This window comes from Solwaraspora sp. WMMA2101, from assembly GCF_049179175.1.
Lineage (GTDB): Bacteria > Actinomycetota > Actinomycetes > Mycobacteriales > Micromonosporaceae > Micromonospora_E.
The window spans coordinates 6,426,714-6,450,814 of the sequence record NZ_JBMHMA010000006.1 but is presented as its reverse complement, the minus strand read 5'-3'; the positions used below and the strand labels follow the sequence as shown (position 1 = coordinate 6,450,814).

Genomic DNA, 24,101 nt, shown 5'->3' with positions numbered 1-24,101 from the left:
CCGCCCTGGACCCGGCCGGCTCCGGACACGGCTGCTCAGGAGACGGCGCGGCGCTGCAGCAGCGCCCGTAGGGCAGGCTCCTCCACCGGCCGGGACAAGCCGAAGCCCTGACCGAACTCGCACCCCATCGCGGTCAACTCGCTACGTTGGTCGTCGTTCTCGATGCCCTCGGCCACCGTGCTCAACCGCAGCCCGTGACTCATCGCCATGATCGCCCGGACCACCGGCAGGCAGGTCGGGTCCTCGGCACCGATCCGGGCCACGAACATCTTGTCGATCTTCAGCTCGTCGATCGGGTACCGGTGCAGGTGGCCGAGGGAGCTGAAACCCGTACCGAAGTCGTCGAGGGCGATCCGGACGCCGAGGCGGCGCAGCGCGGACAGCTGCGACTCGATCGCGTCGTGCTCGGTGGCCAGGACGCTCTCGGTCATCTCCAGGGTCAGCGTCGTCGGCGGCAGGCCGGAGCGTTCCAGCGCGGCCAGCACGTCGGCGACCACGTCGCCCAGCATGAACTGGCGGACGCTGACATTGACGTTGATCTGCAGCGCCCGGCCGGTGAGCCGTTGCCAACCGGCTCCGCTGACGCACGCCTGGCTCAGGATCCAGCGACCAAGCGGCACGATCAGTCCACTGGCCTCGACCAACGGGATGAACTGGTCCGGTCGCACGACGCCCCGCTGTGGGTGGCGCCACCGGACCAGTGCCTCCACCCCACGCACGGCACCGTCGGCCAACGCGTGGATCGGCTGGTAGTTGAGGACGAACTCGCGCCGCGACAGCGCGTCCTGCGCCTCCATCTGCAGCCGGATCCGGTCGACCGCGTGCTGGTGCAGTTCGGAGCGGTAGCGTACCCGCCGGGTCCGCGCCGATCCCTTGGCGATCTGCAGCGCGATGTCTGCCTCGCGCATCAGTCGGTCGACGTCGGCGGCGCTGTCGACACTGACCGCGATGCCGACCCGGGCCGAGACGAGTCGCAGCTCGCCGGCGACCTGGATCGGCCGGTCGAAGACCGCGAGCAGGTCGTCGGCGATCTGCTCGGTGTCGCGCGCGGCTGCCCGGTCGGCCGTCAGCAGTACGGCGAACTCGTCACCGCCGAGGCTGGCGAGCAGGTCGGTCCCGGCCAGCCGCGCCGTCAGCAGTCGCGCGACCTCGACCAGCAGGGCGTCCCCGGCATGGTGGCCGAGCGCGTCGTTGACCACCTTGAACGAGTCGATGTCGAGCAGCAGCAACGCGACGTCGCTGCCCGCGCCGAGCGCCGTGGTCACCCGCTCCCGGAGCAGGGCCCGGTTGGCCAACCCGGTCAACGGATCGTGGTACGCCTGGTGGCGCAGCCGCTCGGTGAGCAGCACCCGCTCGGTGACGTCCCGTACGGCGAACGACAGCCCCCGTACGTTCGGATCGTGCAGCAGGTTCTGCCCGCTGATCTCGACCGTGGTCGGCGGGTCGGCCCCCGGGCCGGGAACCCGGCACTGCAGGGTGGCGGCGGCACCGGGCTCGGCGAGCAGCCGGGTCAGCCACGCGTCGGCGGCCGGCCGGTCCGGCGCGACGATCCAGGACAGCAGCCGGTCACCGGGCAGGCCGGCGGGCAGGCCGAAGACGTCGGCCGCCGCCGGGCTCAGGTAACTGACCGTGGTGTCCCGGTCGGTCAGCACGATCACGTCGCGCGAGGACCGGACGACCGCCTCGAACCGGGCCGCCGTACCGGCCTCGTACCGCCGCACCGCCATCAGCACCAGGCGCAACGCCAACGACGACAGCAGCAGGCCCGGACCGTACTGGGCCAACTGCACGTCGGCTGGCGAGCCACCGGCGGCGAGCACCCCCGTGGTCATCGCCGTGAGGGTGAACAGGACCGACAGCAGCGCCCCGGGAAGTCCACCGTAGAGTGCCCGCAGGGCGGTGCCCACGAACAGCACTCCGCCGGCCGGCAGCGCCCCGACCGACCAGATCACCACACCGACGGCGACAGCGGCGAGCAGGTCGTGGCCGATGGTCGGCCGTTCCCGCCGGTACAGCCGTACGGCGAGCACCGCCAGCACGACGACGGCGATCAGCACCGGCCACGACCGTCCAGCGGGCACCACCGGTGCGGCCGCCCACTGCGCGACGATGATCACCAGGCAGACGAGCAGGAAGGCCAGGAACGCTCGGCGTACCACCGGCAGCAGCGGCTGATCCGCCCCGACCCTCATCCAGGATCGCAGCGCGGTCAGCCACTGCCGGTGGCGTCCAGGGGCCATGCCGCCAGACTACGACGCGGGATCATGGACCCGCTGGCCGACACTCCAGCGTTCGGTGTCCCTGGTGGACTGTTCGGTCGATGTCGCGAGGCCCGTCCCGGGTGATACCGGTCGACTTCGTCACAGCAGATTGGACCGGTGGAATCCACCGTCGACCGGGATCATCGCCCCGGACAGATAGGACGAGTCCTCCGCGCACAGGAAGGCGATGGCCGCGGCGAACTCGTCGTACCCGCCGACCCGGCCCAGGTGGACCGCCCGGTCGAGATGCCGCTGGCGGTCCGGGGTCCGGTTCGGAAAGGGTGCGTTGCCCACGACGATCCCGTTCGAGGAGACGCCCCGGGGCCCGTACTCCTTGGCGATCGAGGCGACCAGCGCGCTCATCCCGGCCTTGGCGGCGGCGTACGCCGCGCCGTTGACCTGACCGTTGGTACCGGAGATCGAGCCGACGCCGACGATGTGCCCCCTACCGGTGGCGAGCATCCCCGGCAGCACGGCCCGGGCGCAGAGGAAGGCCGAGGTGAGGTTCAGCGCGAGAAAGCCGGACCAGTCGTCGAGGCTGGCGTCGGCGACCGCCGCCCAGGCCGCGCCGGGCAGCGCGCCACCGGCGTTGTTGACCAGGATGTCGACCGGGCCGTACCGGTCGGCGACCTCGGCCACCAGGTCGTTCACCTGCTCGGCCGAGGTGACGTCGGCCCGGCCGGCGACGGCGTGGCCGGCCAGTCCGTCGGCCGCCGCCAGCGTCCCGGTGATGCCGTCAGGGTTGATGTCGTTGACGACCACCGTCGCTGACTCGGCGGCGAGCCGCAGCGCGGTGGCCCGGCCGATCCCCCGGCCCGCACCGGTGACCAGAGCGACCTTCCCCGAGAACCTTCCGGGCATCGGGTCAGCCTTTCTGAAACAGGGGGTTGCGGGCGTTTTCGCTGATCACGACCATGGTGGCGAAGCGCCAGCCGACGTCGGGCTCCCGGCGCATGCCGAACAGGTAGGCACCTTCGTGCTCACCTCGGCGAAACTGCGGGCCGTCGCCGCTGGTCGCGACCAGGCTGTAGACGGCGGCGACCGACGCGGTCCGACCGTCGTCGGCGACCCGGATCACCGGAGGGTGGATGAGGTGACGCAGTTCGTAGGTGTTGATCACGTCGGCGGACGGTGGCCCGTCGGCGTCGCCGGAGCGGGGCAGGACCGGGCGGAAGTACAGCTCGCGCAGCTTCTCCTTGCCCTTGACGGTCTCGTTCAGGGTGCCGCGCAGCTGCCGTTCGAAGTCCTCGGTGTAGTACTCCAGCAGGTCGTCCCATCGACGGCGGTCGCACAGCCAGCCGTAGAGCATCACCAGGTCGGCGATCCGACGGTGGTCCTCGGCGAGGGCCACCCGCTGCTCGACCGTGTCCGGCGTGCGCTCGGGCAGTTGGACCACCGCGATCAGTTCGTCCAGTTCGTCGTCAGTCATCGGGTCTCCACGTTTCAGGCAGGTAACGGGGGCTCGCTCAAAGTACCAAGCGCTTGTTAGGCTGGCAACGTGCGATCCGATGAACCGGCTCCGTTGCTCGCCGTCGAGAACCTCGCCACGAGCTTCTCGACGCCGCGCGGTGTGCTGCGTGCCGTCGACGGAATCTCCTTCACCCTCGCGCCCAGCGAGGCACTCGGCGTCGTCGGCGAATCCGGATCCGGCAAGTCGGTACTGGTCCGGACCGTCATGAACATCCTGCCCCGGCAGGCGCAGGTCGCGGCGGACAGTCGGATCCTGTTCGAGGGCCACGAGGTACGCGACCGTCGGGGCGCGGCCGCCCGGCACTTCTGGGGCGCCGAGGTCGCCATGGTGTTCCAGGACCCGATGACCTCGCTCAACCCGGTCCGCACCATCGGCCGGCAACTCACCGACCCGATGCGTCACCATCTCGGGCTCAACCGACGGGCCGCCGCCGCCCGCGCCGCCGAACTGCTCGCCGAGGTCGGCATCAACGAACCGACTCGACGGTTGACCCAGTACCCGCACGAACTCTCCGGCGGCATGCGGCAACGGGTCATGATCGCGATAGCTCTCTCCTGCTCCCCCAAGCTGCTCATCGCCGACGAGCCCACGACCGCGCTCGACGTGACGGTGCAGAAGGAGATCCTCGACCTGCTCGCCCGACTGCGCGCCGAACTGCGGATGGCGATGATCCTGATCAGTCACGACCTGACCGTGGTCTCCGGCCGCACCGACCGGACCATGGTGATGTACGCCGGCCGGGTGGCTGAGATCGGTCCCACCGAGGAACTGTTCCGACACACCCGGCACCCGTACACCGCCGCGCTGCTGCGCTCCACCCCTCGGATCGACCAGCCGAGCCACACCCCGCTGGAGGTCATCGCCGGCACCGCCCCCGACCTGGTGCACCCACCACCCGGCTGCCGGTTCGCCCCCCGCTGCCGGCATGCCCGGCCCCGGTGCCAGCAGGAGGACCCGCGTCTGGTCGACGACCCCGGGCACCGGTACGCCTGCTTCTACCCGGTCGGCACCGGGGCTGGCGACCGGGCCTTCGCCGAGAACCTCGCCGCCGGCCGGACCGGCGCCGGACTGGATCTCGCCACGGTCACCGGTGACCGGTCCGCCCTCGACGAGGCGGTGAGCTGATGGCCGGCACCGGCAAGGCGCATCTGCGTGACATCGACGACGTGGTGCTGCGGGTCGAGGACCTGACCGTGGAGTTCCCCGCCGGCCGGGGCCGTACCGTCCAGGCGGTCTCCGGAATCAGCCTCGACGCCCGGGTCCGGGAGACCGTCGGCCTGGTCGGCGAGTCGGGCTGTGGAAAGTCCACCACCGGTCGGGCGATCCTGCAACTGCCGCCACCGACGGGCGGATCGGTCCGCTTCGACGGCACCGAGCTGACCGCGCTGCGCGGCGAGCGGCTGCGCCGCACCCGTACCCGACTGCAGATGATCTTCCAGGACCCGATCTCGTCGCTCAACCCACGCCGTACCGTCCGGGACATCGTCGCCGAAGGTCTGCGGATCTGGCACCGCGACGGCGGTGCCGCCGCCCGGCGGCGGGTCGACGAGGTACTCGACGCCGTCGGGCTGGACCCCCGGCTGGTCGGCGACCGGCGACCACACGAACTGTCCGGTGGGCAGTGCCAGCGGGTCTGCATCGCGCGTGCCCTGGTGCTGGAACCGGCTGTGCTGCTCTGCGACGAACCGGTCAGCGCGCTGGACGTCTCGGTCCAGGCACAGATCCTCAACCTCCTGGAGGAGATGAAACACCGGTACGGCCTGACCCTGCTGTTCGTCGCCCACGACCTGGCGGTGGTCAAGCGGGTCAGCGACCGGATCGTGGTGATGTACCTGGGCAAGATCTGCGAGGTCGCCGCGCCGGACGCGCTGTTCGCCCGGCCCGCCCACCCGTACACGGCGCTGCTGCTGCGCTCGATCCCGGAGCTCGACGACGGCTCCCCGGCACCGGAGCGCACCAGTGGTGAACTGCCGTCGGCGCTCGATCCGCCGAGCGGCTGCCGGTTCCGCACCCGGTGCCCGCGCGCGGCGGACGTCTGTGCCCGTACCGAGCCGCAGTTGCGCCGGACCGGCCCGGACCAGTACGTCGCCTGCCACTTCCCGCAGGACGCGCCGGCCGACGGACCCACCGCCGGCCGGTCGCGGCCGTGACGGGCAGGTCAGTCCGCGGCCGCCGGCGCGACCAGCAGTTCGTCGCGGCGCATCCAGTCCAGCAGGTGTTCCCGACGGCTGATCAGCCAGCGGCCGTCGACCCGGACCAGTTCGTCGAGGTAGCGCAGACCCCGGGTACGCATCCGGGGGCCGGTGGCCGGCCGGTCGATCAGGTGGGCCTGGGCATAGGTCCGTGCCACCGCGCGGTCGCCGGTCACCTCGGCGTAGTGGTTGCCGATGAAGTGCATCGACGCCCGCAGGTCGACGATCTCCAGCGGGAAGCGTACCGGCGAGCGGCCGGTGAAGAACGCCATGATCTGTTCGATCCCACCGGCCACCCGCACCCCCTCGTAGATCCCCTCCACGTCGTCGGTGAAGCAGCCGCGCAGCCGGTCCCAGTCCCGGCTGTCGATCGCCATGAAGTACCGGTTCACCACATCGGCGATGGCCAGCCGGTCGGCGGTGTGTGTGTCCATGACCCGATCTCCCGTCCCTGCAGTGGTGCCGCCGTGGTGGCGGCGCCCCGTCGAAAGGTGGGCACGATGCCCGGATACGCCGATGACCGTGCGGCCATCGTCGAATTGCTGAACCGGTACGCCCAGTGCTGCGACCGGCGTGAGTTCGAGGCGGTCGGCGACTGCTTCACCGACGACGCCCGGGCGGAGTACTCCGGTCGACGGCTGGAGCCAGGAGTGCGCCACATCGTCGCGCACATGGCGCCGCTGGCTCGACTGGCCGCCAGCCAGCACGTGGTCGGCTCGGCCACCGTCGAGGTCGACGGCGACTCGGCGGTCGCCAGCTCGTACACGGTGGCCCATCTGGTGCGCCCGGTCACCGACGGCCACGAGGTGGTGCACCGGGGACTGCACTACGCCGACCGGCTGGTCCGCACCGACAACGGCTGGCGGATCCGCGAACGGGTACACCAGGTGCTCTGGAGCACCAGCTCGCCGACCGTCTGGCCGGTACCCCGATTCACCACGGCCGCTCAGCCGGCCGACTGACCTGTCGTCGCGGGCTGGTCCGGGTGGGTCCGGCTTCGCCGGGCTCACCCGGACGCCGTCAGGTCGTCGAAGGCGTCCCCGAGGCGGTCGACGGCGCTCACCAGACGCGCCGGATCCAGCATGCTGAACGACAGGCGCAGGTGCCGGGGAAAGGCGTCGGTCAGGGAGAACTCGCTGCCCGGCACCACCGACACGGCGCGGCGCATCGCCGCGCGGGCCAGCTCCAGCGCGTCGGGCCCCGCCGCCGGCAGGCCGGCCCAGACGAACATCCCGCCGTCCGGCATCGGGGTGACCAGCCGGCCGGCCAGCCGACCTGCCACCGCGCCGGTCAGTGCCTCGGCCCGACGGCGGTACAGCCCCCGCAGCCCGGCCAGGTGACCGGCGAACCAGTCCGGGTCGGCCAGCAACTCGACGAGCAGCCGTTGGCTCAACGCGGCCGAGTTCAGGTCGGTCGCCTGCTTGGCGACCGTCAGCGTGCGGTGCAGCCACCGGGGCGCGGCCAGGTAGCCGACCCGCAGGCCGGGTGCCACCAGCTTCGAGAAACTGCCGAGGTAGACCACCTGCTCGGCGTCGTCGGCGGCGATCGGTGGCAGCTGCGTGCCGGCGAAGCGCAGCTGACCGTACGGGTCGTCCTCGACGATGAGGAAGCCGTACCGGGCGGCGAGAGCCGCCAGTCGGACGCGCCGCCGCGTGGTCAGGGTACGTCCGCTCGGGTTGGAGAAGTTCGGCACCAGATAGCACAGTTTCGGCCGCAGTCCGGTCCGCAGCAGCCTGGCCAGTTCCTCGGTGTCCATCCCGTCGCCGTCGACCGGCACCTCGACGATCCTCGGCTGGTATCCGGCCAGCGCCCGCAGCGCACCGACGTAGGCCGGCGACTCGACCACCGCCACGTCGCCGGGGTCCAGCAGTACCTTGGCGATCAGGTCGAGGGCCTGCTGCGAACCGGTGGTGACCAGCAGCCGCCCGGCCGGTTCGGGCAGCCGCAACCGCCCGGCCAGGTCGGCGCCGACCAGGTCGAGCAGGTCCGGGTCGCCGTCGGTGGCCGAGTACTGCAGGGCGGTGGTGGCCGCGCCGGTCAGCACCCGCTCGGCCGCCCGGGCGAGCGCCTGCGCCGGGAACGCCTCGGCGGGCGGCAACCCGCCGCCGAGCGAGAGCAGCTCGGGCCCGGACGCGGCGTCCGCGTGCGGCGCGGCCGCTGCCGCGACCAGCTCCCGTAGCTTCGACGGGCGCATCCCGACGGTACGGGCGGCGAGCTCGGGACGGGTGGTCAACTCATGGTCCATCCGCCGTTGGCCCGGATCAGCTGCCCGGTGACGAACCGGGCGGCGTCGGAGACCAGGTAGAGGACCAGCAGCGCCTGGTCCTGCGGGTCGCCGACCATGTTCAACGGTGACCGGGCCGCCATGCCGGCCAGCCACTGGCGCTTGCGCTCGGCGTCGACGGTGCCGTCCGGATCGGTGAAGTTGCGGGCGCTGAAGTTGGTCAGGGTGGCACCGGGCGCGATCGCGTTGACCCGGATGCCCTTCGGTCCGAGCTCCAGGGCGAGGGTGCGGGTCATCCCGACGACGGCGAGCTTGCCGAGATGGTAGAGCCCATAGCCGGCGGCGGGCAGGTCGGCGGCAGTCGACGAGATGTTCACGATGGCTCCGTGGCCCTGGCGGGTCATCACCGTCGCGGCGGCCTGGCAGCCGTACAGCACGCCCTTGAGGCTGATCGCGAACTCGGCGTCGAGGTCCGCACCGGTGACCTCGGTCAGCTCGCGGACCGGGGACGGCACGCCGGCGATGTTGCACTGCACGTCGAGGCCGCCGTACCGGCCGACGGCGGCGGCGGCCAGCTCGTCCAGGTCGGCCCGCCGGGTGACGTCGGTGTGCTGGAAGCTGGCCCGCCCGCCGGCGTCGGTGATGGCGGCGACGGTCGCCGCGCCACGCTCGGCGTCGAGATCGGCGACCACCACGGCGGCACCGACCCGGGCCAGGGTCTGGGCGACCGCCTGCCCGATTCCGCTGCCGGCGCCGGTGACCGCGGCGACGCGGCCGTCCAGCCGGAACGCCGACTCGTCCATCCGCATGACGTACCTCCTGCTGCTCGGGTCGAGGGTGTCGAGAACGGGCCGACCCCGGACACTGCGGTCAGACCTGGGAGTCCCGGGGATCCCACCGGGCCCGGGCACGCTCTCCGACGATGTTCAGGCTGAAGACGGTGAGGAACATGAACACGCCGGGAATCAGCGGTACGTGCGGATGGCGGCGCAACTCCCGCAGGCCGCCTTCGGCGATCATGTTGCCCCAGGACGGTGCGGGTTGTTGCAGGCCGAGGCCGAGGAAGGCCAGTGAGCCCTCCGCGACGATCAGGACCGCCGCGACGATGAAGGCGTAGGAGACCAACGGCAGGGCCACGTTCGGCAGCAGCTCCCGGAACAGGATCCGGCGGTGCCGGGCACCCATCGCCCGGCTGGCGGTGACGAACTCCCGCTGGGCGAAGAGCAACGTGTTGGCGCGGGCCAGCCGGATCATCGTCGGGATGCCGACCACGGCCAGGGCCAGGCCGCTCTTGAGGACCGCCTCCGGCACGGTGCGGGGCGGGCCGAGCACCGCGGCGAAGGCGATCAGCAGGACGAGCGCGGGGATCACCAGGGCGGCGTCGGCGAAGATCCCGATGACCACGTCGACCCAGCCCCGGAAGTAGCCGGCGAGCATCCCGACCGTACCGCCGATCAGCAGGCTGACCACGACGGTGCAGCCGACCGTCAGCAGGCTCACCCGCGCTCCGTGGATGGACCGGGCCAGCAGGTCGAGCCCGAACCCGTTGGTGCCGAGCGGGTTGGCCGAGAACAGGTCCGGCCGCGCGTAACCGGCGACGCCGATCGTCAGGGTGGTGTCGTCGGCGTTGCCCAGCGGCAGCAGATCGGCGAGCAGGGCGCAGCCGGTGAGGGCGACCAGCCAGCAGACGCTGAGCCAGAAGGCGAGGTCGGCCCGACGCCGTCGGGTACGGCTGAGTTCAGGCATGCCGTCTCCGGATCCGTGGGTCGAGGTAGCCGTACAGGACGTCCACGGCGAGATTCAGCAGCAGGTAGATGACCGCGATCAGCAGCACACCGCCCTGGACCAGCTTGTAGTCGTTGTTCTGCGCGGCGTTGATGATGACGTTGCCCACCCCGGGCAGGACGAAGACCGCTTCGACGATGATGGTGCCGCCCAGCAGTCGGCCGGCGCTGACCCCGGCCAGGGTGATCAACGAGAACGACGAGGGGCGCAGCGCCTCCCGGAGCATGATGTGCCAGCCGGGCATGCCCTTGGCCTTCGCCGCCAGGATGAAGTCCTCCTGCAGGGTGGCGACCAGGTCGCCGCGCAGCAGGCGGGCGAAGACCGGCGCCTCGGCCAGTGCCAGGGTCAACGCGGGCAGGAACGCGTGCCACAGGTTCTGCCCCCAGCCGGCGTCGGACGGCCGGGCCCACTGCCCGAGCGGGAACCAGCCGAGCTGGATGGCGAACACCAGCAGCAGGAGCAGACCGACCAGGAACGGTGGGACCGAGATGACGCCGATGGTGCCGGCGGAGATCCACCGGTCGACCAGCCCGCCGGCCCGGTAGGCCGACCACATCGCCAGCGGGACGGCGATCAGCAGGGCCAGCACGATGGCCATGGCGGCGAGTTGCAGGTTCACCGGGAACGCGCGCAGCAGCCGGTCGGAGACGTTCTCGATCGGCGGGACGAGGTTCTGCCCGAGATCGCCGCGCAGCACGCCGCCGAGCCAGTCGAGGTAGCGCTGCACCGGCGGCTGGTCCAACCCCATCTCGGTACGGATCCGCTGGTAGTCGGCGGCCGTCCCGGTGTTGCCGAGCACCTGGGCGGCGGGGTCGCCCGGCCCCAACTGGAGCAGCCCGAACGTGCCCACGCTGACCAGGAACAACACCGGGACGAGCAGGGCCAGCTTGATCGCCACGGTCCGCAACATCAGCGTTGCCTCCCCTTGTCGCGGGTCACACCAACGGAGCCGGGCCGCCGTCGACCTCGATGGTCTGACCGGTCAGGTAGGACGCGGCGTCGCTGGCCAGCCAGCGGATCGCCGCGGCGATCTCGGCTGGCGCGCCGATCCGGCCGAGGACCGCGATCCGCCCCATCGCGTCGATCTCGGCCGCGCTACGGTTACGTTCCATCAACGGGGTCCGGACCGGCCCGGGCGCGACACAGTTGACCCGGACGCCGGCGGGACCGTGGTCGATGGCCAGTGCCCGGGTCAGTCCGACGACTCCGGCCTTGGCCGCGCAGTACGCCGGGTTGGCCCGCATGCCCCGCAGGCCGGCACCGGACGAGACGTTGACGATCGACCCGCCGACCGCCGTCAACTGCGGCAGCGCGGCCCGGCACATCAGGAAGACCGAGGTGAGGTTGAGCGCGACCCACCGGTCCCACTCGGCGAGGTCGATGTCGAGCACGGTCCGGCCGGGCCGGCTGCCGCCCACCACGTTGACCAGGGTGTCGAGCCGCCCGTACCGGGTGACGGCCGCGTCGACCGCCGCCGTGGCCCCGGCCTCGGTGGTCGCGTCGGCGACCACCGCGACCGTCGCCGACGGGTCCAGGCCGCTGCCGGCGAGGTCGGCGGCGGTCGCGGCCAGCCCGTCGGCGTCGACGTCGGCCAGGACCACCCGGTGTCCCGCCTCGGCGAAGACCCGGGCGGTGGCTGCCCCGATGCCGTGGGCGGCCGCGGTGATCAGGGCCACCGGGGGTGCCGGGGTGGTGCCGGCGCCGCCGGCACCACCCCGCCCGCCGACCCGCGCCGACGGGTCAGCGGCGTCGGTCGCGGATCGGCCGGTCATTCCCGCGTCGCCTCACCGAGCAGCACCACCGTGTTGACGCTCTGCAGCACGCCGCCGATCTCGTCGGAGATCAGCACCACCTCCGGCTGAGCGGTCAGCGCGAGGAACGGCACGTCCTCGGCGTACGCCCGGGCGATCGTGGTGATCGCGGCCTTGATCTCGGCCTCGCTGTCGGACGCCCGGCCGGCGGCGATCGCCTCGTCGACGGTGGGGTTGACGTAGCCGGAGAAGTTCCCGCCGCCGGCGGTGACGTAGGTCGAGTTGAAGTCCCGGTTGAGGGCGAAGAACGGCTCGGCGTCGGAGATCGACGACCCGAAGCAGGCCAGGTCGAAGTCCTTGCGCACGATGACCGCCGACGTGTTCGCGGCGATCTCCTGCTGGTCGGTGAGCTCGACCTGCATGCCGGCCGCCTCCAACATGCCCTGCACGGCGGTCCCCCAGGTCGGTAGACCCGTATGGCAGCTGACCCGGATGCGTCCGTCCCAGCCGTCGGCCTTGGCCTGCTCGACCAACTGGCGGGCCCGGTCGATGTCGTACGCGGGTCCGTCGACGCCGTTGTACCAGCGGGACTCCGCGGAGATCAGCGCGGTGGACATGGTGCCGGATCCGCCGTACACCCGTTGTTTGAGTGTCTCGGGGTCGATGGCCGCGGCGACCGCCTGCCGGACCCGCTTGTCGGCGGTCGGCGCGGTGGACTCCAACTGCGTACCGTCGGGCTGGCCTTCGCAGCGCGGTGCCGGCTCGCCCTGCTGACAGATGATCGGGAACCCGTTGTTCATGATCAACGTGTCGTTGGCGGAGTACGGGACGCGGATGCCGTCGGCGCCGTCGGCCTCGGCGTCCGCGATCGCCCCGGCGTCGCGCAGGAAGGCCAGGTCGACCGTGCCCGCCCGGAACGCCTCGTAGGTCTGCGGTCCGTCGCCCGCGTGAATGAACCGTAGCCCGTCGAGCGGGACGTCGCCGCCCCAGTACTCAGGGTTGCGGGTCAGGGTGAGCGACTCTCCGGGGCGAAACTCGTCGATGGTGAAGGGGCCCGCGCCGCCGCCCTGCGGGTCGGTGCCGAAGGCGTCGCCCTGGGCTGCCACGGCCGCCGGGTTGACCACCATGCCGGGCGTTCCGGCGAGCGCGAACGGAAAGTTGTTCCACGGGAAGGCCAGGGTGAACACCACCGTGCGGTCGTCCGGGGTGGCGTAGTCGGTGATCGGGGCGACCAGCGAGCTGGCGTTGGAGCGCGCCTCGGTGTGCCGCTGCAGGTTCGCCACGACCGCCGCCGCGTCGTACGGCGCGCCGTCGCTGAAGGTGATCCCGGAGCGCAGGGTGAGCGTCCACTGGGTGAAGTCGTCGTTCGGGGTCAGCGACTCGGCGGTCTGCGGCTCGAAGGTGCCGCCGGCCGGGTCGTACCGCATGATCGTGTCGTAGAGCGCCGCGAGTTCCGCGCCGCCGGAGTTGCCGGTGCCAGCGACCTGGACCGGGTCGAGTGACTGGGTGGCGGACCAGGTGGCCATGGTGAGGATGCCGCCGGTCTCGCTGCTATCGCTGTCGTCGCCGCACGCGGCGACGCCGGCGAGCAGCAGCCCGGCCACCGCGACGCGGGCGGACGCCCCGTTCCACTTGTGTTTCCGACCAGTTGCCATCTGCTTCTCCTGGTAGCCGTGAAGCCCGAGGCTTTGTGAATGACATGTAAACTATCGGCGTCCCGGCCACCAATCAAGCGCTCGCTTGGATATTGTTACCCGAGCTCCACCTGGCCGACCAGGCCGCCGTACTCCGGGCGGCGCACCAAGCGCTTGATTGACACTGCTATGCTGACGCCCGCCCGTCGCATCGCAGACCCGAAAGAGGCACCGTGGCAGAGTCGCTGGATCGACGACAGCAGATCACCGCCTGCGCGGCGGCCTTCTTCGCCAGTCGTGGCGTGGCCGCCACCACGGTCCGGCAGATCGCCGACGAGGTCGGCATCCTGTCCGGCAGCCTGTACCACCACTTCGACTCGAAGGAAGCGATCGTCGAGGCGATCCTCGGCCCCTACCTGGAGGACCTGCGCCGGCGGTACGCCGAGGTGCTGGCCGGGGAGAACGATCCCGCGACCCGGCTGCGGGAGCTGGTGCGCGCTTCGCTGGACACCGCCGCCGCGCACCCGCACGCCACCGAGATCTACCAGAACGACGTCAACTACCTGCGCGGTCTGGCCCGGTTCCACTACCTCAAGGACGTCGCCCGCGAGGTGCAGAGCGCCTGGCTCGGGGTGATCGACGCCGGCGTCGGCAGCGGAGCGTTCCGCGCCGACATCGACACCCGGGTCTTCTACCGCTTCATCCGCGACGCCGTCTGGCTCTCGGTCCGGTGGTTCCACCCCACCCCGGAGTATCCCACCAGCCGACTCGCCGACCAGTGCACCGCGATCTTCCTCGACGGCCTCGCCGCCCGGCCGACCGACGACGACCGGTCCGGAGCCGCTCACCCTGCGGCGAGTCTCGCCGCGAGCGAGCGTCCACTGAGATAGCCGTACGTCATCCCGGCGGACAGGGTCGCCCCGGCACCCGGATAACCCGGCCCGAACGGGCTCGCGGCGACGTTGCCGCAGGCGTACAGCCCGCCGATCAGGTCTCCGTCGACGCCGCGCACCTGCCCGTTGCCGTCGCAGAGCGGACCACCCTTGGTACCCAGGCAGCCCAGGTGCAGCCGGACCGCGTAGTAGGGGCCGGTGCCGAGCGGACGCAGGTTGCGGTGCGGCGTCACCGTCGGGTCGCCCCGGTACCGGTCGTAGACGGTCGTACCGCGACCGAACTGCGGATCCCGTCCGTGCTCGGCGTGCCGGTTGAACTCGGCGACCTGCGCGGTCAGTCCGTCCGGGTCGATGCCCACCGCGTCAGCCAGCTCGACCAGCGTCGGTGCCGTCGCCATCCACCCAGGAGTCGGCGCGTCCGGGGTCGCCGTGGCCACCGAGTACGACGACCGGAACCGGTCGTCGAACACCAGCCAGCAGGGCAGGTTGGCGTACTCGTAGCGGATCGGGTCGAAGGTGGCCATCGCCTTACCCAGGTCGTTGTAGTTCATCGCCTCGTTCGAGAAGCGCCGGCCCTGCCGGTTGACGATGATCCCGCCCGGTAGCGCCCGCAGACCCGAGGTGGGCCGGAACAGCGGCGCCCCGTCGTAGGTGTCGCCGACCGCGTACACCATCGGACCCCACCATGCCTCGCTCATGTTGCCGAGCGCGGCACCGACCTCCATCACCATGCGCAGCCCGTCCCCGGCGTTCGCCGGTGGGCTGGCCGGCGCGTCCATCGGTACGCCGAGGAAGCGCCCGACCATCTCCTGGTCCCATTCGAACCCACCGGAGGCAAGGACCACGCCCCGTTCCACGGCGATCTCCACCTCGCCGTCACCGGTGGCCACGGTGATCCCGTCGACCTGATCGCCGGTACGCCGCAGCCGGACCGCCCGGGTCTGCGGGTGCACCGTGGCACCGAGCCGCAGACAGCCGTGCAGGAGCTCACCGACCAGCGCGGCACCCATCCCGACGACACCCTTCGCGGTACGTTCGGCGATCAGCGCCCAGTCCCACCGGTCGAGCGTGTCCATCCCCCACTGGTCCAGTTCGAGCTTGGTGACCGGCACGGTCGAGTGGGTCGGGCGCAACCTGCCGCGCAGCTCGCCGAGAACATTCGCGTCGAACAGGTCGCTCTGCAGGGTGCGTCCGCCGGGGTGTGCGCCGGGCAGGTCCGGCTGGTAGTCGGGGTGCTCCAGGTTCGGGGTGAAGCGCAGCCCGGTGTGCGCCACCACCAGGTCCAGCATCGGGTTGACCTGATCGACGAAGGTCTCGATGAGCTGGTCGGGAACCCGGCCCAGGGCAAGCCTGCGCAGGTAGCTCACGGCGTCGTCGCGGCTGTCCGGCACCCCCGCCTCGGCCAGCCAACGGTTCGCCGGTGCCCAGATGGAGCCGCCGGAGACGACGGTGGTGCCGCCGATCACCGAGGCCTTCTCCACGATGGTGACCCGCAGGCCGGCGGCCGCGGCGGTCAGGGCCGCGGTCAGCCCGGCGGCCCCGGTGCCGACCACGACCACGTCGGTACGTCGTGGCAACTCGTGCATGGCTCGTCTCCTGCCTCGTCAGGCGCTGGCCCGCCGGGCTTCGAGAGCCTGGCGGATGTTGCGCAGGAAGTCCTCGGCCGTCGGCTCCACCATCGGTCCCATCAGCAGCTCGACCATCGGGGCCATCGGTCCCTGCGGGGTGAGCTGCAGATGGAAGCGCAGCCGGGACCGGTCCGTCCGGGGCGGCCCGGACGGTGTGGGCGTGGTCGACTCCTGGCCGGCCGCCGCCGGAGAGCCGGCCGCCGACCCGGCCGGCGGATGGGTCGCCCGGCGGCGGTTCAACCAGCGCAGCAGACGGCCGGCCAGGGCGAACCTGATCCGGCGCAGCAGTCCGGGGCGCGTCTGCTCCTCGGACTCCGACCGCCGCGGCTCTCCCGAGGCCGAGGTACCGTCGGCCGAGGCCGACGAACCGTCGCCCGGGTCGGCCGCGGTGGCGTCGCCCGGCACCGACGGCTCGTCGATCGGCACGATGTCGAAGCTGCCCTGCCCGGTGATCCGTTCGGTCAGCCCGGTGATGGTGAACTCCGCCCGCCGGCCCGGTTCCCAGACGGTGATGTCGGCTTGCAGGTCCACCTCACGGGCGAGGACCCCGACGTCACCGCGCAGCGTCCAGATCGACCGCCGGTCGTCGACCAGGTCCAGCTTCTGGAAACCGACCAGGAAGTGCGCCCAGTTCGGGATCACCTCGACGAACGACCACACCTCGTCGACGCCGACGTCGATGTCGAGGGTGTAGCTCGCCTCAATCATGGTCGGGCCGGCCCGGCAGGATGGAGATCGGCTGCTGCCGCATACTCCAGGTGAACTCGATGTCGATCGCGCCGGCCGGACACTCCACCCGGCAGACGTCGCAGTAACTGCACTCGTCCGGGTAGCGGACCATCTCCGCCACACCCCGGTCGATGTGCAGGATGTCACCCGGACAGACGTCCTGGCAGATCCCGCAGAGCGTACAGAGGTTCTCGTTGATCCGTGGTGCCATGGCTATCCCACCTTTCCGGCGAGCCGCGCTCCCCGCTCACCGACCAGTTCCACGACCGACCGGTTCTCCAGTTGCGCCGCACGCCAGGACGGGGTCGGCACGGTGTGCTCCAGGACCGGCTGCTCGCCGTCGTGTCCAGCCAGGATCGACACACCGAGCCACCGCTGGTCGTCGGGGCCGGGCCGGTCGGTGCGGTAGTGGCCCATCAGGAAGCTGAACCGGCTCTCGTCGCGCTCCAGCGCGACGGCGGTCATCATCTCGTCGAACAGCCGCAGGTCGAACGCCTCATGGGCGCGCATCAGCTCGTGGCCGTTGCCGGCGTGGACCTCGCCGGCCGCCGCCGCGTACCCACGCAGGTACTCGGCGGCCTGCCGCAGCCCGATCTCGTTGCGGTCCATCCCGACGTACGTGGTCATCAGGTCCTGCAGCTGGTGCTCGTAGTCGCGCCAGCCGATCCCGCTGGTCCGGTTCAGCGGTGCCAGGGTCCGCCGACGTTCGGCGGCCACCGCCGAGGCGTCCAGTATCGGCGCAGCGGCGGACCGGGCGAACTCGGCGGCGGTCCGGCCGATGACGTACCCGCTGGCCAGCGAGCCGGCCAGGGCGTACGCCGGGGTGGCCAGGTCGCCGGCGGCGAACAGGCCGGGGACCCGGGTCTGCCCGTCCGCACCGACCACCACCCCCTTGGGTGACCCGGTGGCCGACCAGGCGCCGTTGAACAGCTCGAACTCGACCGGGTGCCGGGACAGGTCGATGCCGGACTGCTCCAGGAACTCCAGGAACAGCGGCGCGTCATAGGAGATGTAGTCGCTGATCGCGGCGATCTCGGCGGGCGGCAGATGGGTGCAGTCGATGTACACCGGGCCACGGCCGGCGAGCACCTCACCGGCCGCCTTGCCGACGATGCCGAACCCGAACCGCCGCTCCCCCTCGATGTCCGGCAGGTCGGCGATGAGTTGCCCGTTGCCGTTGACCAGCCGGCCACCGGCCTCCAGCAGGTTGCCCATCGCGCCGGTCGCGAAGCCACGCGGGAAGAGGAAGGTCCCGAGGAACTCGATGTTGGCGGCCACCGCACCGGCCCGCGCGGCGAGCGCGAACCCGGTGGTGGCGTGGTACGGCCGGTGGTAGGTGTGGAACGCGTCGCGCCGGGGCGAGTTGAAGATGACCCGTTCGGCGTTGCCGGTGGCGACGATCACCGCGCCGGCGCGGAAGGTCAGGAACTCGCAGGACCGGATGTCGAAGCCGGTCGCGCCGACCGCGCGGCCGGTGTCGTCGACCTGAACGCTGGTGGCGTGCACGCCGCCGATGATCCGGACCCTGTCGGTGGCTGCCGCCCGCTCGGCGAGCCGGGGCTTGATGTCGGCGCCGTCGAACTTGAGCACGATCGGACCGGGCGTCCACATCCGGCCGACCCGCTCGTATTCACCGTCGGCGTTGCGCAGCGGCACGCCGGACTCTTCGAGGAACCGGCAGACGGCCGGCAACGGTTCGATGCCCAGCGGTCGGGCCACCGCCATGTCAACCAGCCCGAGGGCGATGTCGCAGTACCACTCGGCGAAGACCTCCGGGGTGTCCCAGGGCTCGCCGAGATCAAGGTAGGTGGTGAGGAAGGCCAGTCCCCGGCCGGCGTCGCCGGAGCGGCGTACCGATCTGGTCTTGTCGACCAGGACCACCGAGGCCCCGGACTCGGCGGCGCGGACGGCCGCCACACAGCCGGCGATTCCCCCACCGATGACGAGTACGTCGGATTCGATCACGTTGCCGTCCACCGGTGCCTCCTCCTATCGCCGGTGACTCGCCGTAATCGACGGACACCGAAAGTCGATCATGTCATCGCCCCTGGTCAGCGGGGTCGGTCGAGCGGACCGGGTCATATCCACGGCGGCGGCGCCGCGACTGCGGCCCCGACCGGCCGCACCGTCAAACGGCTGGCCGGCACTCGGCCGATCAGCCAACCGAGCAGCTCCCCGGCGGTCCCGGACAGCTCCACCGAACGGTCGCGGCCGGTACCACCGACCCCGACGGCACCGGAGGGCGACCCTGACCCCGTCACCACCCGCCAGCTCCGCCGCCGGTCGGTGGCCCGCAGCCGCACGGCCGGGCCCGTGCCACGGTGGCTGTAGGTGGCGGTCACCTCGTTCAGCAGCGCGTCGGTGAGTGGACCGGGCAGGTCGGCCAGGGTTCCACCGAGGTCGAGGTCGGCCTGGTGCACCCAGACTTCCCGGACCCGCAGCCAGAGCACCTGATCGGCGGGCACCTCGCGGCCCTGACCGGTACGGACGGTGGCCGACCAGGCGTCGTCGGGCATCGCCCGGACCGCATCGGCGAGCCGACCCGCCGCGCCGGCCAGGTCCGCGCGCAGCTCGTCGGCCCCGCGTCCGGCGCCGGCGTCGATGTCCGCGCCACGCTCGGCGGCGCTGGCGTACATCGGGCTGACCCTCCCGGTCCGTGCCCAGGTCAGCAGGTTCACCAGCGCGTCGGCGTTGCGGGCCAGGTGGGTGACCAGGTGCGCCCGGGTCCAGCCGGGCAGCCGGCTCGGTGCCGCCGCGTCGGCGTCGCTGAGCTGGTCGACCAGGTCCCGGCACCGCTGTTCCCCGGCGGTCAGCCAGCCCATGGTGGCGGCGGCCTCCGCGCGGGTCACGGCCGCTCCGCCCGGCAGGTGTTGCGGCACTCCCCGACCCCGCCGATCCGGGTGACCAGCACGTCACCGTCGGCCAGGTATCGGGGTGGTTTACGTGCGTGGCCCACTCCGCCGGGTGTCCCGGTGGCGATCACGTCGCCGGGCCGCAGGGTGCAGATGGTGGACAGGTACGCCACCAGTGCGGGCGGGTCGAAGACCAGCTCGGTGCTGTCGGAGCTCTGCACCACCTCGCCGTTGACCAGGCACTCGACGCTGAGCCCGGCGTCAAGGTCGAGTTCGTCCGGGGTGACCAGGCAGGGTCCGAGCGGGGTGGTCGCCTCGAAGGTCTTGCCGGCCAGCCACTGCGGGGTGCGGTACTGCCAGTCCCGGGCGGTGACGTCGTTGAGCACGGTGTAGCCGGCGATCGCGGCGGCGGCCTGCTCGGCGTCGGCGTGCCGGACCGTGCTGCCGACGACGACCGCGAGTTCGGCCTCCCAGTCCATCGCGGCCGAGGCGGCCGGCAGTACGACCGGGTCGGTGGCCCCGATCAGCGCCGGCGGATACTTGGCGAAGATCGTCGGATGTTCCGGCAGCTGGCGGCCCATCTCCAGGATGTGCCGGCGGTAGTTCAGCCCGACACAGATGATCTTCTCCGGTCGGCTGACCAGCGGCGCGTGGTCCAGTCCGTCTACCGGGTGCCGGGTGCCGTCGGCGGTGGTGGCGCGCTGCGCCCAGCCGGGGTCGGTGAGCAGTTCGCCGAGGTCGGCGGCGCCGACCTCGACCGCCGCGTCGGCGTCGACCCGGACCACAGCGGTCCCGTCGCTGGTACGAATGGTGGCCAGTCTCATGCCGGATCACCCGCCGGCTGGTGCTGCAGGTGCAACGCCTGGTAGACGGGCGCGTCGCTGAACCGGAACAGGTCGGCACCGGATGCCGTCCGCAGCCGCACCGGGCACCAGGACGGTACGGCGAACAGGTCGCCGGTGCCGACCTGATGCTCCCGGCCGTCGAGCTCGACGGTGGCCTGCCCGCTGAAGACCTGCCACACCGACGAGCCGACCTCCCGGCGGGTCGCCGTACTGGTCGCCTCGGCCAACCGGTGCATCTCCAGGCGCAGCGTGCTCAGAGCGTCCCGCCCGGTGGTCGGGTTGACGAAACGCACGGCGGCGTGGCCGGCTTCGACGAGCGCCGGATGGCCTTCGTCGCCGAGCTCCAGCTGCGCGGCGAGCGCGGCGTCGGTGTGCGCCCACCGGTACGCCGGCAGCGGCGAGTTGACGGTGTCCCGGTCGACGGCGAGTGGCCGCAGTCCGGGGTGGGCCCAGAGCCGCTCGCCCCGCGAGGCTACCGGGGTCGACGTGTCGGTGAGTTCGTCCGGCCCGAACTCGAAGAAGCCGGCGTCGAGTTGGGAGTTGAGTGGGATGTCGAGTCCGTCCAGCCAGACCATCGCGGTGTCGGCGGTGTTGTGGTGTTCGTGCCACGCCCAGCCCGGGGTCAGCAGCAGGTCACCCCGGCGCATCGCCACCGGGTCGCCGTCGACCACCGTCCAGACGCCCTCCCCGTCGAGCACGAAGCGGAACGCGTTCTGGCTGTGCCGGTGCGCCGGGGCGACCTCGCGGGGCCCGAGGTACTGCACCGCCGCCCAGAGGGTGGCGGTGGCGAACGGGTCGCCGGGCAGCCCGGGGTTGGCCAGGGCGATGGCCCGACGTTCGCCACCGCGCCCGACCGGGACGAGGTCGCCGGCGCGGGCGGCGAGCGGCAGCAGCCGGTCCCACGGCCAGACGTGGGGTACCGCGCGGGGTGCCGGGGCAACGGGCATCAGACCATCCCGCACCGTCCACAGCGGTTTGAGCCCAGCGGCGTCGAAATCGGTGTAGAGCTGCTGCAGAGCGCGGTCCTGCACCGTGCCGGCAGCGGCCTCGGAGTCCAGGTCAACCATGTCGCCAGGTTAGGAACCTTCTTTACGACGGAATGATCGCATGGTCATAATTCTCTGGTGCAGAACGCTGTGCCGTACCCCATCGAGTCCGTCGACAACGCCCTGCGGCTGATCCTGCTGTTGCGGGAGCGGTCCCGGCTCGGCGTGGCCGAGGCCGCCCGTCACCTCGGGGTGGCGCCGTCCACCGCCCATCGGCTGCTCGGCATGCTGAAGCACCACGGCTTCGCCGTCCAGGACGGCCGTCGGGCGTACCTACCCGGACCGGTCTTCGCCGACCTGGGGCTGGCCGCCGGGCGGCCCGGTCCGGATCTGCGTACCGTGGTCCGGCCGCATCTGGAGCGGCTCAGCGGTGAACTGCAGGAGACCGTGCATCTGGCGGTCCTGCAGGGGACCGCCGTCAAGTTCCTCGACGGCGTGGAGGCCACCCACGGCCTGCGCGTCGGCTCCCGGGCCGGGATGTCGATGCCGGCGCACTGCACGTCCGGCGGCAAGGTGCTGCTCGCCCAGCTCAGCCCGGCGGAGCTGGAGGTGCTCTATCCTCGAGGGCTGCCCGCGGTGTACGGGCCCGCGGTAGAGGATCTGGCCACCCTGCGTCGCCAGTTGACCACGGCACGCCGCGTCGGCTACGCGGTGAACCGCGAGGAGAGCGAACGCGGCATCACCGGGATCGGGGTCTGCCTGCGCGACTCGACGGGCCGGGTGCGTGGCGCGCTGGCCGCCGGGATGCCCACCGCACGCTGCCCGAACACCCGGATCCCCGAGGTCGCGGCGGCGCTGCGGACCGCCGCCGGCCTGATCGCCGCCGAGCTGGGCGGAAGCTGACCCTGGCACCAAGCTGCAACATCGGCGCAACACGCCGTTGACGAAGCAAGCGCTTTGTTGGTAGCTTCCTCGCCTACTCTCGCCGGCGCTGTGCCGTGCCGCACCGCTGGTAGAGCAACTGCCGCCTACCGAAGGTGGGACCGAAAAGTGAGATCCGTACACCGCACACTCGCGCCGTTGCTGGCGTTGTCCCTGCTGCCGATCGCCGCTTGCAGTAGCAGTTCCGACCCCGACTCCGACACCACCGACGACGCCACCGCCGCGCCCGGCTGCCCGCCGGCGACGCCGTCCGGCACGGTGGCCCACGACCCGACCGCGATCCTCAAGTACGGCAGCGTGCCGGCCAGCTCACTCGACCCGATCCGGATGGTCGAGGCGAACGAGATCACCGTGCTGCAGACGATCTTCGATCCACTGGTCAAGCTCGACGCCGACGACCAACCCGTGCCCGGCCTGGCCACCGAGTGGAGCGTCGTCGACGACGGCGTCATGGAGTTCACCCTCCGCGACGGCGTCGTCTTCTCCGACGGCACCCCGTTCGACGCCGAGGCGGTGCGCTTCAACATCGACCGGGCGATGAACGACGAAGAGTCCAACATCAAGGGCGACCTGGCCAACGTCCGGGCCGTCGAGGTGGTCGACGAGCTCACCGTACGGTTCGAACTGGACCCGCCGAACCCGGCCGCCTTCCCGATCGTCCTGTCCGACCGGCCGGGGCTGATGGCCTCACCCACCGCGGTGCGGGCCGCCGGCTCCTCCACCGCGTTCAGCGACGCGCCGGTCGGCGCCGGTCCGTACACCGTCGACGGCCCCTGGTACGCCCGTGAAAGAGTCAGCGTCCGGGCCTGGGACGGCTACTGGAACGCGCAGGAGCGACTGCTCGGCGGCATCGACTTCATCGAGACCTCCACCGACGCCAGCCTCGGCGCGCTGCAGGCCGGTGACCTCGACGTGCAGTACATCGAGGACGACAAGGTCGCCGCAGCCTGCGCCGACGACCGGCTGCGGGTGATCTCCTCGTCGACCAATGAGATCCGCGCGTTGCTGATCAACCAGGCGATTGAGCCGTTCGACGACGTCCGGGTCCGGCAGGCCCTGCGGTACGCCCTGGACCGCGAGGCGATCACCGAGGCGCTGACCGACGGCCGGTCCGAGGCGGCCACCCAGTGGTTCCCGGAGGGCTCGGTGCCCTACTCGCCCGAGCTCGCCGACGCTTACCCGTACGACCCGCAACGGGCCCGGGAGCTGCTCGCCGAGGCCGGCCACCCGGACGGGGTGACCTTCACCGCCGAGATCGGCGGCACCTTCACCGCGTACGTCCGGATGGGCGAGCTGGTGCAGGCGCAGCTGGAGCAGGCCGGGTTCACCATGGACCTGCAGCTGATCGACCCGGCGCAGATGCTGGCCCGGCTGTACGGCACCGCCGACTCTCCGCCGCAGATCGCGGCCGCGCCGCTGGCCATGGCACCGGCCCGGTCGCCGTCCAGCCGGTTCCGGGAACGGTTCTTCGAGGACGGCCGGTACAACCCGTCCGGCGAGACCATCGCCGGTCTGCGGGACCTGGTCGTCCGGGCGGACGCCGCCGTCGACCCCGACGAGCGGGCCGACCTGCTGCGTCAGGCGGCCGCCCTGGTGTCCGAGGAGGCCGCCGCCGGAGTGCCGCTGTTCTTCGTCGCCGGTCACACCGCGATGGGGGCCCACGTCGGCGGGGTGCAACGCGGCTCCACCCGGTCGAACATGATCTTCGACGGGCTGTACATCACCGAGGGCCGGGTACCGGTCGACTGACCGCCGCGACCGCCCCTTGTGGGCGGACGCGGTAGCGGCGCTGTGGGATCCGCTGGACGGGTCCCACAGCGCCACGGACCCACGTTGACGAACAAGCGCTCGTTAGGTACGTTGCCCCGACAGTCAGACGCTGGTCAGCCAGCGTTCCGGCGGCCAAAG

General features: G+C 71.7%; 23 protein-coding genes. 6 read left to right on the top strand and 17 right to left on the bottom strand.

Features of this window, described 5'->3' with window-relative positions; genetic code table 11:
* Positions 1-35: 35 nt before the first annotated feature.
* The 3 genes from ACN28F_RS30345 to ACN28F_RS30335 all read right to left on the bottom strand — a co-directional run bounded on the left by ACN28F_RS30345 (position 36) and on the right by ACN28F_RS30335 (position 3,690).
* Complete coding sequence (locus tag ACN28F_RS30345) at positions 36-2,240, bottom strand: putative bifunctional diguanylate cyclase/phosphodiesterase (protein ID WP_289205859.1); 2,205 nt, start codon at positions 2,238-2,240, stop codon at positions 36-38.
* A 120-nt stretch (positions 2,241-2,360) separates the two neighbouring features.
* Positions 2,361-3,122 carry an SDR family NAD(P)-dependent oxidoreductase gene (locus tag ACN28F_RS30340; protein WP_289205858.1) on the bottom strand — a complete coding sequence of 254 codons (762 nt, stop codon included), beginning with the start codon at positions 3,120-3,122 and terminating at the stop codon, positions 2,361-2,363.
* Between the two features lie 4 nt (positions 3,123-3,126).
* Positions 3,127-3,690: a nuclear transport factor 2 family protein gene (locus ACN28F_RS30335; protein WP_289205857.1), complete on the bottom strand. Its 564-nt coding sequence runs from the start codon at positions 3,688-3,690 to the stop codon at positions 3,127-3,129.
* A 69-nt stretch (positions 3,691-3,759) separates the two neighbouring features.
* Here ACN28F_RS30335 and ACN28F_RS30330 point away from each other — a divergent pair, with 69 nt between their 5' ends.
* Both ACN28F_RS30330 and ACN28F_RS30325 read left to right on the top strand, forming a co-directional pair.
* Positions 3,760-4,857 (top strand): ABC transporter ATP-binding protein, encoded by a 1,098-nt coding sequence (locus tag ACN28F_RS30330; RefSeq protein WP_289205856.1) that lies wholly within the window; start codon positions 3,760-3,762, stop codon positions 4,855-4,857.
* Complete coding sequence (locus ACN28F_RS30325; RefSeq protein ID WP_289205855.1) at positions 4,857-5,882, top strand: ABC transporter ATP-binding protein; 1,026 nt, start codon at positions 4,857-4,859, stop codon at positions 5,880-5,882. The genes ACN28F_RS30330 and ACN28F_RS30325 overlap by 1 nt, the downstream gene beginning before the upstream one ends.
* Before the next feature lie 8 nt (positions 5,883-5,890).
* Here ACN28F_RS30325 and ACN28F_RS30320 read toward each other — a convergent pair whose 3' ends face one another.
* Positions 5,891-6,358 (bottom strand): nuclear transport factor 2 family protein, encoded by a 468-nt coding sequence (locus ACN28F_RS30320; protein ID WP_289205854.1) that lies wholly within the window; start codon positions 6,356-6,358, stop codon positions 5,891-5,893.
* Positions 6,359-6,424: 66 nt separating this feature from the next.
* Between ACN28F_RS30320 and ACN28F_RS30315 the strand changes: the two genes are divergently transcribed.
* Complete coding sequence (locus ACN28F_RS30315; protein WP_289205853.1) at positions 6,425-6,886, top strand: nuclear transport factor 2 family protein; 462 nt, start codon at positions 6,425-6,427, stop codon at positions 6,884-6,886.
* A 44-nt stretch (positions 6,887-6,930) separates the two neighbouring features.
* On the opposite strand, the gene ACN28F_RS30310 is transcribed toward ACN28F_RS30315, so the two are convergent.
* The 6 genes from ACN28F_RS30310 to ACN28F_RS30285 all read right to left on the bottom strand — a co-directional run bounded on the left by ACN28F_RS30310 (position 6,931) and on the right by ACN28F_RS30285 (position 13,339).
* Entirely contained in the window at positions 6,931-8,157 is a 1,227-nt protein-coding gene (locus tag ACN28F_RS30310) for a PLP-dependent aminotransferase family protein (RefSeq protein ID WP_289205852.1), read from the bottom strand.
* Positions 8,154-8,957: an SDR family NAD(P)-dependent oxidoreductase gene (locus ACN28F_RS30305; protein WP_289205851.1), complete on the bottom strand. Its 804-nt coding sequence runs from the start codon at positions 8,955-8,957 to the stop codon at positions 8,154-8,156. The genes ACN28F_RS30310 and ACN28F_RS30305 overlap by 4 nt, the downstream gene beginning before the upstream one ends.
* A 61-nt stretch (positions 8,958-9,018) precedes the next feature.
* Positions 9,019-9,894 (bottom strand): ABC transporter permease, encoded by an 876-nt coding sequence (locus ACN28F_RS30300; protein WP_289205850.1) that lies wholly within the window; start codon positions 9,892-9,894, stop codon positions 9,019-9,021.
* Positions 9,887-10,843, bottom strand: a complete 957-nt coding sequence (locus ACN28F_RS30295) for an ABC transporter permease (RefSeq protein WP_289205849.1) — start codon at positions 10,841-10,843, stop codon at positions 9,887-9,889. Before ACN28F_RS30295 ends, ACN28F_RS30300 begins: the two co-directional genes overlap by 8 nt.
* Positions 10,844-10,868: 25 nt before the next feature.
* Complete coding sequence (locus ACN28F_RS30290; RefSeq protein WP_421360912.1) at positions 10,869-11,705, bottom strand: SDR family NAD(P)-dependent oxidoreductase; 837 nt, start codon at positions 11,703-11,705, stop codon at positions 10,869-10,871.
* Positions 11,702-13,339: an ABC transporter substrate-binding protein gene (locus ACN28F_RS30285; RefSeq protein WP_289205847.1), complete on the bottom strand. Its 1,638-nt coding sequence runs from the start codon at positions 13,337-13,339 to the stop codon at positions 11,702-11,704. Before ACN28F_RS30285 ends, ACN28F_RS30290 begins: the two co-directional genes overlap by 4 nt.
* Before the next feature lie 212 nt (positions 13,340-13,551).
* Between ACN28F_RS30285 and ACN28F_RS30280 the strand changes: the two genes are divergently transcribed.
* Complete coding sequence (locus tag ACN28F_RS30280; protein WP_289205846.1) at positions 13,552-14,208, top strand: TetR/AcrR family transcriptional regulator; 657 nt, start codon at positions 13,552-13,554, stop codon at positions 14,206-14,208.
* Here the strand turns inward: ACN28F_RS30280 and ACN28F_RS30275 are convergent.
* From ACN28F_RS30275 to ACN28F_RS30245, 7 genes are all read right to left on the bottom strand, one after another.
* Positions 14,163-15,797, bottom strand: a complete 1,635-nt coding sequence (locus tag ACN28F_RS30275; RefSeq protein WP_289205845.1) for an FAD-dependent oxidoreductase — start codon at positions 15,795-15,797, stop codon at positions 14,163-14,165. The two genes, ACN28F_RS30280 and ACN28F_RS30275, sit on opposite strands and share 46 nt — an antisense overlap.
* 18 nt (positions 15,798-15,815) lie before the next feature.
* On the bottom strand, positions 15,816-16,547 hold the full coding sequence (locus ACN28F_RS30270; RefSeq protein WP_421360909.1) for a hypothetical protein: 732 nt from the start codon (positions 16,545-16,547) through the stop codon (positions 15,816-15,818).
* Positions 16,540-16,779: a 4Fe-4S dicluster domain-containing protein gene (locus ACN28F_RS30265; RefSeq protein ID WP_123602230.1), complete on the bottom strand. Its 240-nt coding sequence runs from the start codon at positions 16,777-16,779 to the stop codon at positions 16,540-16,542. The genes ACN28F_RS30270 and ACN28F_RS30265 overlap by 8 nt, the downstream gene beginning before the upstream one ends.
* 2 nt (positions 16,780-16,781) lie before the next feature.
* Entirely contained in the window at positions 16,782-18,545 is a 1,764-nt protein-coding gene (locus tag ACN28F_RS30260) for an FAD-dependent oxidoreductase (RefSeq protein WP_289205843.1), read from the bottom strand.
* Between the two features lie 101 nt (positions 18,546-18,646).
* A complete protein-coding gene (locus tag ACN28F_RS30255) occupies positions 18,647-19,417 on the bottom strand; it encodes a maleylpyruvate isomerase N-terminal domain-containing protein (RefSeq protein WP_289205842.1) in 771 nt (256 codons plus the stop codon).
* Positions 19,414-20,244, bottom strand: coding sequence for a fumarylacetoacetate hydrolase family protein (locus ACN28F_RS30250; protein ID WP_289205841.1), 831 nt, complete (start codon positions 20,242-20,244; stop codon positions 19,414-19,416). Before ACN28F_RS30250 ends, ACN28F_RS30255 begins: the two co-directional genes overlap by 4 nt.
* The gene (locus ACN28F_RS30245) at positions 20,241-21,332 is read right to left on the bottom strand and encodes a cupin domain-containing protein (protein WP_289205840.1); all 1,092 of its coding nucleotides are present in this window, start codon (positions 21,330-21,332) and stop codon (positions 20,241-20,243) included. The genes ACN28F_RS30250 and ACN28F_RS30245 overlap by 4 nt, the downstream gene beginning before the upstream one ends.
* A gap of 57 nt (positions 21,333-21,389) precedes the next feature.
* On the opposite strand from ACN28F_RS30245, the gene ACN28F_RS30240 reads away from it, so the two are divergent.
* Both ACN28F_RS30240 and ACN28F_RS30235 read left to right on the top strand, forming a co-directional pair.
* The gene (locus ACN28F_RS30240; RefSeq protein WP_289205839.1) at positions 21,390-22,154 is read left to right on the top strand and encodes an IclR family transcriptional regulator; all 765 of its coding nucleotides are present in this window, start codon (positions 21,390-21,392) and stop codon (positions 22,152-22,154) included.
* A 147-nt stretch (positions 22,155-22,301) separates the two neighbouring features.
* A complete protein-coding gene (locus tag ACN28F_RS30235; protein WP_421360906.1) occupies positions 22,302-23,942 on the top strand; it encodes an ABC transporter substrate-binding protein in 1,641 nt (546 codons plus the stop codon).
* Positions 23,943-24,101 lie beyond the last annotated feature (159 nt).

What these genes read in the sequence shown, in the direction of transcription:
- ACN28F_RS30345 (WP_289205859.1), bottom strand. Translation starts at nt 2,240, where the DNA reads ATGGCCCCTGGACGCCACCGGCAGTGGCTGACCGCGCTGCGATCCTGG.
- ACN28F_RS30340 (WP_289205858.1), bottom strand. Translation starts at nt 3,122, where the DNA reads ATGCCCGGAAGGTTCTCGGGGAAGGTCGCTCTGGTCACCGGTGCGGGC.
- ACN28F_RS30335 (WP_289205857.1), bottom strand. Translation starts at nt 3,690, where the DNA reads ATGACTGACGACGAACTGGACGAACTGATCGCGGTGGTCCAACTGCCC.
- ACN28F_RS30325 (WP_289205855.1), top strand. Translation starts at nt 4,857, where the DNA reads ATGGCCGGCACCGGCAAGGCGCATCTGCGTGACATCGACGACGTGGTG.
- ACN28F_RS30320 (WP_289205854.1), bottom strand. Translation starts at nt 6,358, where the DNA reads ATGGACACACACACCGCCGACCGGCTGGCCATCGCCGATGTGGTGAAC.
- ACN28F_RS30315 (WP_289205853.1), top strand. Translation starts at nt 6,425, where the DNA reads ATGCCCGGATACGCCGATGACCGTGCGGCCATCGTCGAATTGCTGAAC.
- ACN28F_RS30305 (WP_289205851.1), bottom strand. Translation starts at nt 8,957, where the DNA reads ATGCGGATGGACGAGTCGGCGTTCCGGCTGGACGGCCGCGTCGCCGCG.
- ACN28F_RS30300 (WP_289205850.1), bottom strand. Translation starts at nt 9,894, where the DNA reads ATGCCTGAACTCAGCCGTACCCGACGGCGTCGGGCCGACCTCGCCTTC.
- ACN28F_RS30295 (WP_289205849.1), bottom strand. Translation starts at nt 10,843, where the DNA reads ATGTTGCGGACCGTGGCGATCAAGCTGGCCCTGCTCGTCCCGGTGTTG.
- ACN28F_RS30290 (WP_421360912.1), bottom strand. Translation starts at nt 11,705, where the DNA reads ATGACCGGCCGATCCGCGACCGACGCCGCTGACCCGTCGGCGCGGGTC.
- ACN28F_RS30285 (WP_289205847.1), bottom strand. Translation starts at nt 13,339, where the DNA reads ATGGCAACTGGTCGGAAACACAAGTGGAACGGGGCGTCCGCCCGCGTC.
- ACN28F_RS30275 (WP_289205845.1), bottom strand. Translation starts at nt 15,797, where the DNA reads ATGCACGAGTTGCCACGACGTACCGACGTGGTCGTGGTCGGCACCGGG.
- ACN28F_RS30270 (WP_421360909.1), bottom strand. Translation starts at nt 16,547, where the DNA reads ATGATTGAGGCGAGCTACACCCTCGACATCGACGTCGGCGTCGACGAG.
- ACN28F_RS30265 (WP_123602230.1), bottom strand. Translation starts at nt 16,779, where the DNA reads ATGGCACCACGGATCAACGAGAACCTCTGTACGCTCTGCGGGATCTGC.
- ACN28F_RS30250 (WP_289205841.1), bottom strand. Translation starts at nt 20,244, where the DNA reads ATGAGACTGGCCACCATTCGTACCAGCGACGGGACCGCTGTGGTCCGG.
- ACN28F_RS30245 (WP_289205840.1), bottom strand. Translation starts at nt 21,332, where the DNA reads ATGGTTGACCTGGACTCCGAGGCCGCTGCCGGCACGGTGCAGGACCGC.